Source organism: Sinomonas atrocyanea (assembly GCF_030811715.1).
In the GTDB taxonomy this organism is placed as follows: domain Bacteria; phylum Actinomycetota; class Actinomycetes; order Actinomycetales; family Micrococcaceae; genus Sinomonas; species Sinomonas atrocyanea_A.
This window is the reverse complement of record NZ_JAUSRH010000008.1, coordinates 128331-143532: the sequence shown is the minus strand read 5'-3', so window position 1 is coordinate 143532 and position 15202 is coordinate 128331. Positions and strand designations below refer to the sequence as shown.

Below are 15202 nucleotides of genomic sequence, written 5' to 3'. Positions count from 1 at the left end.
GTCCGGCCGCGCTCGGGCTAGCGTGTGCGGCATGGCAGACATCCTCCTGTTCCACCACGCGCTCGGCCTCACGCCCGGTGTCGCGTCCCTCGCGGAGACCCTGATCCGCAACGGCCACACCGTGACGACACCGGACCTGTTCGAGGGCAGGACCTTCGCGACGATCGACGAGGGGGTGGAGCACGCGCGCGAGATCGGCTTCGGCGAGATCATCGCCCGCGGCGAGCGCGCGGCGTCGGCCCTTCCGGAGAACCTCGTCTACATGGGCCTCTCGCTCGGCGTGCTGCCGGCGCAGAAGCTCGCCCAGACGCGCGCCGGAGCGCGCGGGGCCGTCTTCTTCTACTCATGTGTGCCCGCCGAGGAGTTCGGCGGCCCGTGGCCGGCCGGCGTCCCCCTCCAGGTCCACGGGGCGGAACAGGACCCGATCTTCATGGACGAGGGCGACGTCGACGCGGCCCGCGCGATCGTCGCCGGGGCGCAGGATGCCGAACTCTTCCTCTACCCGTCCTCCGCCCACTACTTCGCCGACTCGAGCCAGAAGGGCTTCGACGCGGCCTCGGCATCGCTGGCCGTGGACCGCGTCCTCGCCTTCCTCGACCGGATCTGATCCACCCCCGGCACGGTCCGTGCTCCGCCTACTTGAGGAACTTCGAGGTGCGGCGGTCGGCGAGCGGCTTCCCGCCCGTCTGGCATGAGGGGCAGTACTGCAGGGCGCTGTCCGCGAAGGAGACCTCGAGGATGGTGTCCCCGCACACGGGGCACGGCTCGCCCGCCCGGCGGTGGACGCGCATGATCCGGCGCTTCTCGTCCTTGAGCTCCTCCGGCGGGTGCCCGAGGTCCTCCTCGACCGCGTCGGTGAGGACGCGCCGCATCGATTCGTAGAGCCGGGCGGTGGAGACGTCGTCCAGCGTCGAGGCGATCGCGAAGGGGGAGATCTTCGCAGCGTGCAGGATCTCGTCGCTGTAGGCATTGCCGATCCCCGCGATGATCTTCTGGTCGCGGAGCAGGCCCTTGACCTGCTTGCGGTGGTTCAGGAGCTTCCGGAAGGCCTCGAGCGTGAAGTCCTCCGCGAGCGGCTCGGGGCCGAGGTCCGCGATGGCTGGAACGTCCTCGAGGCGGCGCACGATATGCACGGAGAGCCGCTTCCAGGTCCCCGCCTCGGTCAGGTCGATCCCGGTCTCCTCGCCGTCCCGCACGAACCCGAAACGCGCCGCCACGTAGCCCTTCCCCCGCGGCGGGGCCCCCTCCTGGATGCGGTCCGTCACCCGCACCCACCCGCCCAGGGCGAGATGTACGACGACGGCGAGCGGGCCGGCGTCGTCCGCCCCGCCCCCGCGGTCCCCGCCGTCCTCGGCAGGGACCGGCTCGGTGACCAGGACGAGGAACTTGCCGCGCCGGCCCACCGAGTCGACGCGGCGCCCCACGAGGGCGGTGTACGGAGGATCGGCGGTCTTGAGCGCGTTGATGGCCCCGATCCGGACCTGTTCGACGACCGCCCCGGCGAGGCGCCGGTCGAGGTACTCGGCCAGCGCTGTGACCTCCGGCAGCTCCGGCATGGACCCCTCCTGACGTGACGTGGACTGCTCGTGCTCCATCGTGGCAGGAAACGGCGCCCGGCGCAGCGGGGCGCGGCCGATCCGCGGGGCGTCCTTGTGCCTATACTTTCAGCGATACCGCACCCAGAGGCTGGCCGGGCATGCCCGACGCCTCGACGTCGACGAAAGGCGAGCCCCATGAGCAACGTCCCAGCGGAGCTGTCCTACACGGCAGAGCACGAGTGGGTCTCGACCGAGCCCGGCGACGGCGTGGTGCGCATCGGCATCACCGACTTCGCCCAGGACGCCCTCGGCGACGTGGTCTACGTCCAGATGCCCGAGGTCGGCACCGAGGTGAGCGCCAACGGCGTCGTCGGCGAGGTCGAGTCAACCAAGAGCGTCAGCGACATCTACGCCCCGGCCGGCGGGACCGTGGTCGCGCGGAACGAGGCTCTGGACACGGATCCGGCGCTCGTGAACTCCGATCCGTATGGCGAGGGCTGGCTGTTCGAGGTCAAGCTCGCGGACGACGCGCAGACGGAGGGCCTCCTCAGTGCCGCCGAGTACGAGCAGCAGGTAGGGTAGAAGTCTGATTCCGGGACTGTTCAGGAGGAACTGATGGTGAGCCACGAGCGCCGGGACGTCGGCGCCGACGAGGTGACGCAGCGTCAGGAATCGGCGTCCGAGACGACGTCGATCCACATGCCGCCGATCCATGCCGACACGACGATCGCCCCCGCGCTGAGCGCGGAGGAGGCCAAGGCGGTCGCCGCGCTGCCCTATGGGTCGGCGCTGCTCATCGCGCATGCCGGGCCCAATGCGGGCGCACGGTTCCTGCTCGACTCGGACGTCACGACCGCGGGCCGCCACCCGAACGCCGACATCTTTCTCGACGATGTGACCGTCTCCCGCCGCCACGCGCAGTTCCGCCGGGTGGGCCGGGGCTTCGAGGTGGTCGACGCCGGCAGCCTCAACGGCACGTACGTCAACCATGACCGGGTCGACCAGGTCGCCCTGCGCAACGGTTCGGAGGTGCAGATCGGCAAGTTCCGGCTCACCTTCTACCTCAGCCCCGCACAGAGCCCGGTGCGGCCCACCGCCTGAGAGGCGGATCCATGGCAGCTGCCCAGCCCGAGCGCAAGGGGGCCACGGCCCTGAACATCGGCGAGGTCCTGGCCACCCTGGCCGAGGACTTTCCCTCGATGACGGCCTCCAAGATCCGGTTCCTGGAGGACAAGGGCCTCATCGCGCCGCACCGCACGCCCTCGGGCTACCGGCAGTACAGCGACGGCGATGTCGAGCGTCTCCGGTTCATCCTCGCGCTGCAGCGCGACCAGTACCTGCCGTTGAAGGTCATCAAGGACTACCTCGACGCGGTCGACCGCGGCGAGCGGCCCGAGGGGCTCCCCGGCGGAGCGAGCATCGCCCCGCGCGCGGTGTCCGAGGAGCTCGGTGCCCAGCTGGGCGGCACGCGCCCGCGTTCGCTGGGCGAGGCCCAGCTCCGGGCGGAATCCGGGGCGAGCGCGGCGCTCGTGGAGGCCATGGCAACGTTCGGCCTCATCAGCGCCGAGGACGGCCGGTTCGACGAGCACGATCTCGCGGTGGCCCGTTCCTGCGTCGCCCTGGCGGACCACGGCCTCGAGCCCCGCCACCTGCGGCCCTTCCAGACCACGGCAGAGCGGGAAGTGGCACTGATCGAACGCGCCGTGGCGCCGAGCGCGTCGCGGCGGGACCCCGCCTCCCGTGAGCGGGCTGCCGAGGAGGCCCGCGAGCTCGGAGAGCTGTTCCTGACCCTGCACCGTGCACTGGTCCACGGGCTGATCTCGAGGATGGATGGCTGATGATCGAGGTAGAAGTCGTAGGTGTCCGCATCGAGCTGCCGTCCAACCAGCCCCTGGTGCTCCTGAAGGAGGCACACGGCGAGCGGCACCTGCCCATCTGGATCGGGACCGCGGAGGCCAGCGCCATCGCCCTGGCGCAGCAGCACGTGGTGCCGCCCCGGCCGCTCACCCACGACCTCCTCGTGAGCGTCGTGCACAGCCTCGGCCGGCAGATCGTGAGCGCGACCATCGTGGCGGTCGAGGACAGCGTCTTCTATGCCCAGCTCGGATTCGACGACGGAACGACCGTGGAGTCGAGGGCCTCCGACGCCCTCGCCGTGGCCCTGCGGGTCAACTGCCGGATCTGGTGCGCGGACGCGGTCCTCGAGGAGGCCGGGGTCCAGCTCGCCGAGGGCAGCGACGGCACGGAGGAGGGCGCGAACGCCGAGGAAGAGGAGACCGAGATGCGCCGGTTCCGCGAGTTCCTCGCGGACGTGGAGCCGGAGGACTTCGACGAGTGACGCGCCCCGCCGTCCGCCTCAGGTGCGCCGGCGCCCGACACGCCCCCGCCGCCGGACGCGATGTCTTTGATTTCGTTCCCCGACGGTTCTAACGTCGTTAGAGACAAGCTCCCATTGCTTCCCCGATGGCTTCAGGCGACACTGGAGGGTGGACCCGAGTGTAATTACACGAGGGGCACTTTCGAGGCTACCTGGCGGAGGACGCGATTCCCCCAGGGGAGCTGTGAAGGAGGGTTTAGTGAGTCCCAAGCGCGAGCACGGAGATCTCAAGCATATTTCCGGCGCGGGCACCGAGGCGCCGTCCGGCACCCAGGGCCTCCTCTTCGATGATGACCTCCCCGCTCTGGACGAGGAGGCGGGCTACCGCGGCCCCACCGCGTGCAAGGCCGCGGGAATCACCTACCGGCAGCTCGACTACTGGGCCCGCACGGGCCTTGTCGAACCCACCGTGCGCGGGGCCGCAGGCAGCGGCTCCCAGCGCCTCTACGGTTTCCGCGACATCCTCGTCCTGAAGGTGGTCAAGCGACTGCTCGACACCGGGGTCTCGCTCCAGCAGATCCGCAGCGCCGTCGGGCACCTCCGCGAGCGCGGCGTCGAGGACCTCGCACAGATCACGCTCATGAGCGACGGCGCCTCGGTGTACGAGTGCACGTCGGCCGATGAGGTCATCGACCTCGTCCAAGGAGGACAGGGCGTCTTCGGCATCGCCGTCGGACGCGTGTGGCGCGAGGTGGAGGGGAGCCTCGCCGAGCTGCCGAGCGAGCACGCCGCAGACCAGACGTTTCCCGGGGACGAGCTGAGCAAGCGCCGCGCGGCGCGCAGGACAGGCTGAGCCGCCGGGGCAGCAGGAGCAGCGCTCCGCCCGCGCACCGACGCAGAGGGGCCGCCACCTACGGGTGGCGGCCCCTCGACGTCTGTCGGAGCGTTCAGCGGAGCTAGCGCGCGACGCGGGGGCGGAGTTCCCGCCCCTGCTTCACGACCGAGCCGAGCAGCTCGTCGTACAGCGCGGCCGTGCCGCGGGCGGCCTCGCCGGGCCAGTGGTGCACCGCATGGGCGGCGCCCTGGATCTGCTGCCAGTTCGCCACCTCGGGAATCTGCGGGTCCAGCAGGAGCGGACCGAACATCTGCTTCATCTCCTCGAGCCGGTAGGCGTGCTCGGTGGAGGAGGGGCGGACTCGGTTGGCGACGATGCCGGCGGGGGAGAGCTTGGGGGCGTACTCCTGCCTGAAGAGCTGGATGGCGCGCAGCGTCCGCTCGGTGCCGGCCACCGAGAACAGGCCGGGCTCGGCGACGAGGAGCACGCGGTTGCTCGCGGCCCACGCCATGCGGGTGAGGCCGTTGAGCGAGGGCGGGCAGTCGATGAGGACCAGGCCATAGCCCTCCAGGCCGTGGAGGACCGTGGTGAGGCGGCGCAGGTCCCGCCGGCCCAGGTCGGGCCGGTCGTAGATGCCGCTCAGCGAACCGCCGTAGGCCACGTTGAGCACCCGGTTCTGCTGGCCGTTCAGCGCGGCGGCGCGCCGCACCCAGGGGCTCGCCACGACGTTGTCCTCGAGGAAGACCCGCTTGGGGGACTTGAGCAGCCGCCCCACCTCGAGCTCCCGGTCCGGGTTCACGCCGAGTGCGGTCGACGCGTCAGCATGCGGGTCGAGGTCGACCACGAGAGTGGGGATCCCGGCCGCGAGGGCGGCTGACGCAAGCCCCGTTGTCACCGAGGTCTTCCCGACCCCGCCCTTCAGGCTGCTGATGCTGACTACTTGCACGTGAGAATCCACTATCTATCCGCTGGCCGACCGTTCCATCCTAAAGGGAAGCAGGCGGCCGCCCGGGCCACGCCACGGCCCGGGGAACCGACTGCCCCCGCGCCGCGTCCACGTGGCGAGACGTTACATCCGTGATTCAAGACACAGCACATTGCCCTGCTACTTTGCTGGCATAGACACTAGGCACCACCTAGACAAGTCCTGCGTTGCGACAACAGGAGTCCCATGTTCTCCAAGATTCTGGTAGCGAACCGCGGTGAAATCGCCATCCGCGCGTTCCGGGCGGGCTACGAGCTCGGTGCCAAGACGGTTGCCGTGTTCCCCCACGAAGACCGCAACTCGATCCACCGGCAGAAGGCGGACGAGGCCTACCTCATTGGCGAGGAGGGCCATCCGGTCCGGGCCTATCTCGATGTGGACGAGATCGTCCGGGTCGCCAAGGAGGCCGGTGCGGATGCCATCTACCCCGGCTACGGCTTCCTCTCCGAGAACCCGGAGCTGGCGCGCGCGGCCGCAGCCGCCGGCATCACCTTCGTCGGCCCCCCGGCCGATGTCCTCGAACTGGCCGGCCACAAAGTCCACGCCCTGCAGGCGGCGCGCAAGGCAGGCATCCCCGTGCTCAAGTCCTCCGCGCCCAGCTCGGACGCGGACGAGCTCCTCGCGGCCGCGGATGAGATCGGCTTCCCGATCTTCGTCAAGGCCGTCGCCGGCGGCGGCGGCCGCGGCATGCGCCGCGTCGACACGCGCGAGGCCCTGCCGGAGTCGCTGAACGCCGCGATGCGCGAGGCCGACGCCGCGTTCGGTGACCCGACCGTGTTCCTCGAGCAGGCCGTGCTGCGCCCGCGCCACATCGAGGTCCAGGTCCTCGCGGACGGCGAGGGCAACGTCGTGCACCTGTTCGAGCGCGACTGCTCGCTGCAGCGCAGGCACCAGAAGGTCATCGAGATCGCCCCGGCCCCGCAGCTCGACGAGTCGATCCGCCAGGCCCTCTACGCGGACGCCATCAAGTTCGCCAAGGCCCTCGGCTACGTCAACGCCGGCACCGTGGAGTTCCTCGTCGACACGGTCGGCGAGCGCGCCGGCCAGCACGTCTTCATCGAGATGAACCCCCGCATCCAGGTCGAGCACACGGTCACCGAGGAGGTGACCGACGTCGACCTCGTCCAGGCGCAGCTGCGCATCGCCTCCGGCGAGACGCTCGAGGACCTCGGGCTCACCCAGGACCGGATCCACCTCAAGGGCGCGGCGCTCCAGTGCCGCATCACCACCGAGGACCCGGCCAACGGCTTCCGCCCGGACGTCGGCAAGATCACCGGCTACCGCTCCGCCGGCGGCGCGGGCGTGCGCCTCGACGGCGGCACGATCTACCAGGGCGCGGAGATCAGCCCGCACTTCGACTCGATGCTCGTCAAGCTCACGTGCCGCGGCCGCGACTACGCGACCGCGGTCAAGCGCGCCCGTCGCGCCCTGGCCGAGTTCCGCATCCGCGGCGTCTCCACGAACATCCCCTTCCTCCAGGCTGTCCTCGACGACGAGGACTTCGTCGCCGGCAACGTCGCTACCTCGTTCATCGACGAGCGCCCGGAGCTGCTGAAGGCACGCTCGTCCGCCGACCGGGGGACCAGGCTGCTCACCTGGCTCGCCGACGTGACCGTGAACAAGCCCAACGGCGAGCTCAAGGTCCACGCGGATCCGCAGGAGAAGCTCCCGAAGGTCGACCTGGCCGACGCGCCGGCCGGATCCCGCCAGAAGCTGCTCGAGCTCGGCCCGGAGGGCTTCGCGAAGGCCCTGCGCGAGCAGAACGCGGTCGCCGTGACGGACACGACCTTCCGCGACGCCCACCAGTCGCTGCTGGCGACGCGCGTGCGTACCCGGGACCTCGTCGCGGCCGGCCCCGCGGTCTCGGTGCTCACGCCCGAGCTGCTCTCGGTGGAGGCCTGGGGCGGGGCAACGTACGACGTCGCACTCCGCTTCCTCGGCGAGGACCCCTGGCAGCGGCTTGCCGCCCTGCGTGCGGCGATCCCGAACATCTGCCTCCAGATGCTCCTGCGCGGCCGGAACACGGTCGGGTACACGCCGTACCCCGAGGAGGTGACGGCCGCCTTCGTCAAGGAGGCCGCAGCCACCGGCATCGACATCTTCCGCATCTTCGACGCGCTCAACGACGTGAACCAGATGGCCCCCGCCATCAAGGCCGTCCGCGAGACCGGGACCGCGGTGGCCGAGGTGGTGCTGTGCTACACCGGTGACCTCCTCGACCCCGCGGAGGACCTGTACACGCTCGACTACTACCTCGGGCTCGCACAGAAGATCGTCGACGCCGGCGCCCACATCCTCGCGATCAAGGACATGGCGGGCCTCCTGCGCCCGGCCGCGGCCGCGAAGCTCGTGCGCGCCCTGCGGGAGCGCTTCGACCTTCCCGTCCACCTGCACACGCACGACACCGCGGGCGGCCAGCTCGCGACGCTGCTCGCGGCGGTCGAGGCCGGGGTCGACGCCGTCGACGTCGCCTCGGCGTCCCTGGCCGGCACCACCAGCCAGGTCCCGGCGTCGGCCCTCGTGGCCGCACTCGCCCACACCCCCCGCGACACGGGCCTGGCGCTGGAGAAGGTCAGCGCGCTCGAGCCCTACTGGGAGGCCGTGCGCCGCGTCTACGCCCCCTTCGAGTCGGGACTTCCGGGCCCGACCGGGCGCGTCTACCACCACGAGATCCCGGGCGGCCAGCTCTCCAACCTGCGCCAGCAGGCCATGGCCCTCGGCCTGGCCGAGCGGTTCGAGGCGATCGAGGACATGTACGCGGCTGCGGACCGGATCCTCGGCCGGCTGGTCAAGGTCACGCCGTCGTCCAAGGTGGTCGGCGACCTTGCGCTGCACCTCGTCGGGCTCGGCGCGGATCCCGAGGAGTTCCGGCAGAACCCGCAGAAGTTCGACATCCCCGAGTCGGTCATCGGCTTCCTCAGCGGCGAGCTCGGTGACCCGCCCGGCGGCTGGCCGGAGCCCTTCCGCACGAAGGCCCTGCAGGGCCGGACCGTCAAGGTGCGCGAGGAGAAGCTCTCGGCCGAGGACTCGGCGGGTTTGGCGGGCGACTCGGCCACGCGCCGGGCCACGCTCAACCGGCTGCTGTTCCCCGGCCCGACGAAGGACTACCTCGCGAACCGGGAAGCCTACGGCAACCTCTCGGTGCTCGACACGCGGGACTACCTCTACGGCCTCCAGCGCGGCCACGAGCACGTGATCGAGCTCGAGAAGGGCGTGCGGCTCATCGCGCAGCTCGAGGCCATCTCGGAGCCCGACGAGAAGGGCATGCGCACGGTCATCGCGACGCTGAACGGCCAGTCCCGGCCGGTCTCGGTCCGCGACCGGGCCGTGCAGAGCAACGTCAAGCAGGCGGAGAAGGCCGACGCGACCAACCCCGGCCACGTCGCCGCTCCGTTCGCCGGCGCGGTGACCGTCACGGCGAAGGAGGGCGACCTCGTCCAGGCCGGCGATTCGGTGGCGACCATCGAGGCCATGAAGATGGAGGCCGCCATTACCTCGCCGGTCGCCGGCAAGGTGGCCCGCGTGGTCGTCTCCGGCGTCGAGCAGGTCCAGGGCGGAGACCTCCTGCTCGTGGTCGGCGCCGAGTAGCCGCCGGCCCGCGTTCCGGGCATCCGGGCCGCCGCCCCGTCTCTGCCGCAGGGCGGAGCCGGGGCGGCGGCTAGACTGGGCGCGATCCAGGACGGCGGCGGTCCGCCGCCGCCGTCCGCACCCACCTACGAGGCGAACGGGAGCCATGAGCGACAGCACGCCCAAGCCCGCACCGCGGCGCGGTCCATCCCAGGACGAGCCGGATTCCACCCAGGGCGCCCCGGCGGCCGAGGACGGCGCGGGGGAGGAGGCGGCAGGCTCGGCGGCCCCCGAACCCGCCTCGGAGCCGGCCGCTGCCCGGGGGACGCTCGGGATCCTGTCCGTGCCGCTGGACCTCGGCTCGGTGCCGCCGGCCCCGTCCGCGCCTCCCGCGGGATGGCTCGCGGGCGCACCGGCGACCGCGTCCGTCCCGGTCGCCCCCGCCTCCGACGACCCCGCCGCGGTCCCCGTCCAGCCGGCCCCGTCGGCCGAGGTCGGCTACCAGCCCCGCGGCTCCGCACCGCTCGGCCCGGAGGCCGCACAGGCGGCTGCCGCCGGCGACGACGCGCCGGCGGTGAGCGAGCGCCGGTCGCGCGCCGAGGGACCCGAGTCGGCCACGTCCCTCACCTCGGACCGCCTCGTGTCCAAGAGCCCCGCGCCCCCCGTGGGCGGCTGGCGGCGCTGGCTCTACTTCGCGACCTTCGGCTACGTCAACGTCGGAGACTCGGACGCCGTCCGGATGCAGCGGGCACTCGAGCACCGGATCGCCGTGCGGCTGGGGGAGAAGACGCGGTACGTGCCCGTCCTGTCCCGCAAGGGCGGCGTCGGCAAGACGACGGTGACGACGCTGCTGGGCATGGCCCTCGCCGACCTGCGCGAGGACCGCGTCATCGCGATGGACGCGAATCCCGACCGGGGAACCCTCTCGGACCGGAACCCCGGGCGCGCGTCCCACACCGCCCGCCAGCTCGTCAAGGACCGCTTCGAGGTCAATTCCTTCGCCCAGCTGTCCAACTACACGGCCCGCGAGGGGTCGCGGCTCGACGTCCTCGCCTCGGACGCGGACCCGATGGTCGCCCACGCCTTCAACGACGCGGACTACCGGGCCGTCACGGACATCCTCGGCCGCTACTACTCGATCGTGCTCACCGATTCCGGCACGGGGATGGTCCACTCCGTCATGCAGGGGACGCTGGAGAAGGCCGACGCCGTCGTCCTCGTCTCGGGCGGAAGCGTCGACGAGGCGAGGCTCGCCTCCGAGACGCTCTCGTGGCTCGAGGCCCACGGGCGGGACGACCTGGTGCGCAGGGCGATCGTCGTGGTCAACGTCTCCGCCGGCAGCGGCACGCGGGTGAACGTGGACGAGATCGAGGACCACTTCCGCACCCGCGTGGGCCACGTGGTCCGCATCCCGCATGACCGGCACCTGGCCGAGGGCTCGCAGATCGAGTTCGCCAAGCTGGCCCCCGCGACGCGCGAGGCGGCGATCGAGCTCGCCGGACTCGTCGTGGACCAGCTCACCGGCGACTGACCGCAGCGAGGCGGCCCCGGCACATGCCGGGGCCGCCTCGCTCGGCGCTGGCGGGAGCGGCGGTCAGACGACGCTCGGCTTGGGGGCCGAGTAGATGTCCTCGACGTAGCTGCCGAAGTCGGCCATGACCTGGGCCCGCTTGACCTTGAGCGAGGGCGTGAGGTGGCCGGAGGACTCGGTGAAGTCGGTCGGCACCACCCGGAAGGACTTGATCGCCTCCGCCTTCGACACGCTCTCGTTGGCGCGGTCGATGATCGACTGCACGTGCGCGAGCACGCCCGGGTGGGACGTGGCGTCCTCGAGGGAGAGCCCGGCGGGGAGCCCCTGCCGCTCGAGCCAGCCCGGCAGGGCCTCCTCGTCGAGGGTCACGAGCGCCCCGATGAAGGGGCGGTTCTCGCCGACCACGACGACCTGGGACACGAGCGCGTCGGCGCGGATCTGGTCCTCGAGGTGGGCGGGGGCCACGTTCTTGCCGCCGGCCGTAACGATGATGTCCTTCTTGCGGCCGGTGATGCGCAGGTAGCCGTCGGCATCGAGCTCGCCGATGTCCCCGGTGTGGAACCACCCGTCCGTGAACGTCTCGGTCTGAAGCTCCGGGAGCCGGTAGTAGCCGCGCATGACGCTGATGCCCTTGGCGAGGATCTCGCCGTCGTCCGCGATCCGGACGGAGTTCCCGGGGATGGGCGCGCCGACGGTGCCGATCTTCACCAGCGAAGGGGTGTTGACGCAGATCGGCGCGGTGGTCTCGGTGAGGCCGTAGCCCTCGAGGACGCGGAGGCCGATGCCGTGGAAGAAGTGGCCGAGCCGCTCGCCGAGCGGGCCTCCCCCCGAGACGGCGTACTTGACGTGGCCGCCCATGGCCGCACGCAGCTTGCGGTAGACGAGCGCGTCGTAGAGCGCATGCTGCAGCCGCAGGCCGAGGGAGGGGCTCCCGCCGTCGGCGTGGGACTTCGACCAGGCGATCGCGATGTCGGCCGCGCGGTGGAAGATCTTGCCCTTGCCGCCGTCCTCCGCCTTGGTCAGCGCGGAGTTGTAGACCTTCTCGAACACGCGCGGGACCACGAGGATGAAGTTCGGCTCGAAGCCCTGCAGGTCGGCCAGCAGGTTCTTGATGTCCGGGGTGTGCGCCACCTGGCAGCCTGCGGCGACGGCGAGGACGGAGATGAAGCGGGCGAACACGTGGGCGAGCGGCAGGAACATGATGGTCTTGGCGCCCGGCACCACGACCTCTCCGAGCGCGGCCGTGGCGTTCTCCGACAGCGCCACGAAGTTCCCATGGGTCAGCTCGCACCCCTTCGGTCGGCCCAGGGTGCCCGAGGTGTAGATGATGGTGGCCAGCGACTCGAGGGTCGCGGCCGAGCGGCGCGCCTCGAGCTCCTCGTCGGAGACCCGCTCGCCGGCCGCGCCCAGGGCACCGAGGCCTGCAGGGGAGAGCTGCCAGACGTGGCGCATCGCGGTGAGGTCCTCGGAGTCGATGGCAGCGCGGATGGCGTCCTCGTGGTGGGCGGTCTCTCCGAAGGCGGCGACGGCGCCCGAGTTGCCGAGGTTCCACGCGATCTGGCTCGGGGACGAGGTTTCGTAGATGGGCACCGACACTGCGCCGGCGAACCAGATCGCGAAGTCGACGAGGCTCCACTCGTAGCAGGTGCGGGCCATGATGGCCACCCGGTCGCCGGGGGCCACCCCCTCCGCGATCAGGCCCTTGGCAATCCGCTCCACCTCGGCGCGGAACTCCTTGGCCGTCACGTCCTCCCACGCGCCCGTGGCACCGCGCCGGGCGAAGAGGGCGGGGTTCGAGGGCTTCTCGGCCTGCTCGATCACGAAGTCGGCGATGTTCCTGGCGACGGGGGTGGGGACGAGGGGCGGAACGGACTTTTCGCGCACGATATCTCCTTCGGTACCTCCCGGTGCGCGGGAGACGGCTTAACCATATCCAAGCGCACTGCACGGAGTGTGCCTTGGATCACGGCACGATGCTACTGGTCAGTAACAATAGCGGTCCGGGGTCCCGGGCCGCCAGTAGAATGGCCAGCGTGCGCAGACCCCGCTTGGCCCCGACCTTCCGGCCCCGCGACCCGCGGCTGAGGCGGAGGGGCCTGGCGATCGGCATCGACATCGGCGGCACGAAGGTCGCCGCGGGCGTGGTCGACGCGGACGGGCACGTCCTCCAGCGGGCCCGCCGGGCGACCCCGGGCACGCGGCCGCGCGAAGTCGAGCGTGTCATCGCCGAGCTCGTGGACGAGCTCAGCGTCGAGCACCGGATCGCCTCCGTGGGGATCGGCGCGGCAGGGTGGATGGACCTCGACGGCGGGACCGTCCTCTTCAGCCCCCACCTCGCTTGGCGCAACGAGCCGCTGCGGGCCAACCTCGAATCGCTCCTGCGCCGCCGCGTGCACCTCGCCAACGACGCCGATGCCGCTGCCTGGGCGGAGTGGCGCTTCGGGGCCGGACGCCAGGAGAGCCGGCTCGTGTGCATCACCCTCGGCACCGGCATCGGCGGGGCGATGGTGCTCTCCGGCCACCTCGAGCGCGGCCGCTATGGGGTCGCGGGGGAGTTCGGCCACCAGATCATCATGCCCGGCGGACACCGCTGCGAATGCGGCAACCGCGGCTGCTGGGAGCAGTACGCGTCCGGCAACGCGCTCGGACGCGAGGCGCGCGAGCTCGCCCGCGCCAACTCCCCCGTGGCGCAGGAGCTCCTCCGTGCCGTCGACGGCGACCCGGAGCAGATCACCGGCGCCATCGTCACCGAGCTGGCCCGGGCCGGGGACGCGGCCTCGCGCGAGCTCATCGAGGACGTCGGCGAATGGCTGGGGCTGGGGCTCGCCAACCTCGCCGCCGCGCTGGACCCGGGGACCTTCGCAGTCGGTGGCGGGCTCTGCGACGCGGGGGAGCTCCTGCTTGCCCCGGCCCGGAGGGCCTTCGCGCGGAACCTGACAGGCCGGGGGTTCCGCCCGCCGGCCAGGATCGTGCGGGCGGCCCTCGGGCCCGAGGCCGGCCTCATCGGCGCCGCCGACCTCTCGCGCGTCCACCTGCGCTCGCACGGGGCGGCGCGCTGAGCCCGCAGGTCAGAGGCGGGCGCCGTCGTCCCCGTCGTCATCCTTGCTGCGGGGCAGGCGCATGATGAGCGTCCCGACCCCCGCTATGAAGGCGGCAACGAGCAGCACGATCGCGTAGCCCGGCACGGTGCGCCACACGAGCGCGCACACCAGCAGGGCCACCGGGCCGCCGAGCGCGCCGCACCACGCGAGCACCGCCACGGGGTCGGCCCCGGCCAGGACCGGGGCGGGCTCGTCGGGGACGAAGTCGCCCGGGAGCCCCTCGGGCTCCTCGCCGGCCGGCCCGCGGCCGCGAGGGGCAGCGATGCCGAGGGGGTCGTACCGCGAGAAGCGGGCGGGGCCGGCGTCGTCCTCGACGCCTCCGGGGTCCGACGCGCCCGTGCCCGGGCCCGCGGGGCTGTCGTCGCGCGGCGGAGACTGGCGCGGCAGCGGGCTCGAGGATGAGGCGCGCTCGGCGGCGGAGGGCTCGGTCGGCGCGGGGCCGGCGGCGCGGTCTTCCGCGGAGCCGCCGAGGCGTGCCACGAGGTCGCGCCAGACGTCGTCGTCCGCCGCGGGGTCGTGGCGGTCGGGGTCAGGGCGCCCGTTCACGCCGCATCCCCGGCGCTGCTGATGCGGCCGGCGGGGGCCGACCGGGCGGCGTCGACCGCCTCGCGGATGAAGGCGACCGAGCCGCGGAAGATCGTCTCCGCGTCGTGGTCCAGAGTCGCCACGTGGTAGCTGTTGGCGAGCCGGACGATGCGGATGTCTGTGCCGCCGTAGCGGGCGGCGATCGCGCCGACGCTCCGCTCGCTCGTGACGACCCTGTCGACGGTCGAGCGGAACACCTGCAGCGGGGCGGTGGCCCGCGGCAGGGAGGCGACCGTGTCCCGGAACAGGAGCTTGAGCTGGTGCGCGGCGGCGACCGGCACCGCCTCGTAGGCGCCCTCGTCCTGGCCCGCGAGCTTGATGTCGTTGCGGATGCCGGGAACCGTCCGCATCACATGCCGCAGGACCCCGGAGAGGTACGAGCGCGGATCGTCGATCACGAGGCCGGGGTTGACCACGCTGACAGCGGCCACAGGGCGGTGCGCGGCAAGGCGCAGCGCGAGGGCGCCGCCCATCGACAGGCCCGCGGCGACCACAGCCGTGCACTCGCTCGCGAGCTCGAGGTAGGCGGCATCGTAGGCGTCGTACCACTCGTGCCACGACCTGCGGGCGAGGTCCTCGATGGAGGTCCCGTGGCCGGGGAGGAGGGGGGTGGCCACGCGGAACCCGGCGCCTCGGAGCGCATCAGCCCACGGCGCGATCCCGCCGAGCCCGCCCGTGAAACCGTGGCTCAGGGCGACACCGACGGTGGAAGGGTCCATGGCAAGCATTATGCACCGGCGGGA

At 72.0% G+C, this 15202-nt stretch carries 14 protein-coding genes; 9 read left to right on the top strand and 5 right to left on the bottom strand.

Features of this window, described 5'->3' with window-relative positions; genetic code table 11:
* Window positions 1–31 precede the first annotated feature (31 nt).
* Window positions 32–607 (top strand): dienelactone hydrolase family protein, encoded by a 576-nt coding sequence (locus J2W21_RS13525; RefSeq protein ID WP_307115025.1) that lies wholly within the window; start codon window positions 32–34, stop codon window positions 605–607.
* A 28-nt stretch (window positions 608–635) separates the two neighbouring features.
* Here the strand turns inward: J2W21_RS13525 and J2W21_RS13520 are convergent, their stop codons facing one another.
* Window positions 636–1556 carry an Fpg/Nei family DNA glycosylase gene (locus J2W21_RS13520; RefSeq protein WP_307115024.1) on the bottom strand — a complete coding sequence of 307 codons (921 nt, stop codon included), beginning with the start codon at window positions 1554–1556 and terminating at the stop codon, window positions 636–638.
* 177 nt (window positions 1557–1733) lie between these two features.
* Between J2W21_RS13520 and gcvH the strand changes: the two genes are divergently transcribed.
* The 5 genes from gcvH (at window position 1734) to J2W21_RS13495 (ending at window position 4708) form a co-directional block, all read left to right on the top strand.
* Window positions 1734–2120, top strand: coding sequence for a glycine cleavage system protein GcvH (gene gcvH, locus J2W21_RS13515; RefSeq protein WP_307115023.1), 387 nt, complete (start codon window positions 1734–1736; stop codon window positions 2118–2120).
* 33 nt (window positions 2121–2153) lie between these two features.
* Window positions 2154–2639, top strand: coding sequence for an FHA domain-containing protein (locus tag J2W21_RS13510; RefSeq protein ID WP_307115022.1), 486 nt, complete (start codon window positions 2154–2156; stop codon window positions 2637–2639).
* Window positions 2640–2650: 11 nt separating this feature from the next.
* On the top strand, window positions 2651–3376 hold the full coding sequence (gene ftsR, locus J2W21_RS13505; protein WP_307115021.1) for a transcriptional regulator FtsR: 726 nt from the start codon (window positions 2651–2653) through the stop codon (window positions 3374–3376).
* On the top strand, window positions 3376–3876 hold the full coding sequence (locus J2W21_RS13500) for a bifunctional nuclease family protein (protein ID WP_307008331.1): 501 nt from the start codon (window positions 3376–3378) through the stop codon (window positions 3874–3876). The genes ftsR and J2W21_RS13500 overlap by 1 nt, the downstream gene beginning before the upstream one ends.
* Before the next feature lie 238 nt (window positions 3877–4114).
* Window positions 4115–4708 carry a MerR family transcriptional regulator gene (locus J2W21_RS13495; RefSeq protein WP_307115020.1) on the top strand — a complete coding sequence of 198 codons (594 nt, stop codon included), beginning with the start codon at window positions 4115–4117 and terminating at the stop codon, window positions 4706–4708.
* Window positions 4709–4811: 103 nt separating this feature from the next.
* Here J2W21_RS13495 and J2W21_RS13490 read toward each other — a convergent pair whose 3' ends face one another.
* Window positions 4812–5636 (bottom strand): ParA family protein, encoded by an 825-nt coding sequence (locus J2W21_RS13490; protein ID WP_307115019.1) that lies wholly within the window; start codon window positions 5634–5636, stop codon window positions 4812–4814.
* 225 nt (window positions 5637–5861) lie between these two features.
* Between J2W21_RS13490 and J2W21_RS13485 the strand changes: the two genes are divergently transcribed.
* Complete coding sequence (locus tag J2W21_RS13485; RefSeq protein ID WP_307115018.1) at window positions 5862–9263, top strand: pyruvate carboxylase; 3402 nt, start codon at window positions 5862–5864, stop codon at window positions 9261–9263.
* Between the two features lie 145 nt (window positions 9264–9408).
* Window positions 9409–10773, top strand: a complete 1365-nt coding sequence (locus tag J2W21_RS13480) for a MinD/ParA family ATP-binding protein (RefSeq protein WP_307115017.1) — start codon at window positions 9409–9411, stop codon at window positions 10771–10773.
* Between the two features lie 63 nt (window positions 10774–10836).
* Here J2W21_RS13480 and J2W21_RS13475 read toward each other — a convergent pair whose 3' ends face one another.
* Complete coding sequence (locus J2W21_RS13475) at window positions 10837–12657, bottom strand: AMP-dependent synthetase/ligase (RefSeq protein ID WP_307115016.1); 1821 nt, start codon at window positions 12655–12657, stop codon at window positions 10837–10839.
* Window positions 12658–12797: 140 nt separating this feature from the next.
* Between J2W21_RS13475 and J2W21_RS13470 the strand changes: the two genes are divergently transcribed.
* Complete coding sequence (locus tag J2W21_RS13470; RefSeq protein ID WP_307115015.1) at window positions 12798–13832, top strand: ROK family glucokinase; 1035 nt, start codon at window positions 12798–12800, stop codon at window positions 13830–13832.
* Between the two features lie 9 nt (window positions 13833–13841).
* Here the strand turns inward: J2W21_RS13470 and J2W21_RS13465 are convergent, their stop codons facing one another.
* The gene (locus J2W21_RS13465) at window positions 13842–14420 is read right to left on the bottom strand and encodes a hypothetical protein (protein ID WP_307115014.1); all 579 of its coding nucleotides are present in this window, start codon (window positions 14418–14420) and stop codon (window positions 13842–13844) included.
* Window positions 14417–15178, bottom strand: coding sequence for an alpha/beta hydrolase (locus J2W21_RS13460; protein ID WP_307115013.1), 762 nt, complete (start codon window positions 15176–15178; stop codon window positions 14417–14419). Before J2W21_RS13460 ends, J2W21_RS13465 begins: the two co-directional genes overlap by 4 nt.
* Between the last annotated feature and the right edge of the window lie 24 nt (window positions 15179–15202).

Coding starts and splice junctions, on each gene's coding strand:
- J2W21_RS13485 (WP_307115018.1), top strand. CDS start 5,862: ATGTTCTCCAAGATTCTGGTAGCGAACCGCGGTGAAATCGCCATCCGC.
- J2W21_RS13480 (WP_307115017.1), top strand. CDS start 9,409: ATGAGCGACAGCACGCCCAAGCCCGCACCGCGGCGCGGTCCATCCCAG.
- gcvH (WP_307115023.1), top strand. CDS start 1,734: ATGAGCAACGTCCCAGCGGAGCTGTCCTACACGGCAGAGCACGAGTGG.
- ftsR (WP_307115021.1), top strand. CDS start 2,651: ATGGCAGCTGCCCAGCCCGAGCGCAAGGGGGCCACGGCCCTGAACATC.
- J2W21_RS13525 (WP_307115025.1), top strand. CDS start 32: ATGGCAGACATCCTCCTGTTCCACCACGCGCTCGGCCTCACGCCCGGT.
- J2W21_RS13470 (WP_307115015.1), top strand. CDS start 12,798: ATGGCCAGCGTGCGCAGACCCCGCTTGGCCCCGACCTTCCGGCCCCGC.
- J2W21_RS13460 (WP_307115013.1), bottom strand. CDS start 15,178: ATGGACCCTTCCACCGTCGGTGTCGCCCTGAGCCACGGTTTCACGGGC.
- J2W21_RS13520 (WP_307115024.1), bottom strand. CDS start 1,556: ATGCCGGAGCTGCCGGAGGTCACAGCGCTGGCCGAGTACCTCGACCGG.
- J2W21_RS13510 (WP_307115022.1), top strand. CDS start 2,154: ATGGTGAGCCACGAGCGCCGGGACGTCGGCGCCGACGAGGTGACGCAG.
- J2W21_RS13500 (WP_307008331.1), top strand. CDS start 3,376: ATGATCGAGGTAGAAGTCGTAGGTGTCCGCATCGAGCTGCCGTCCAAC.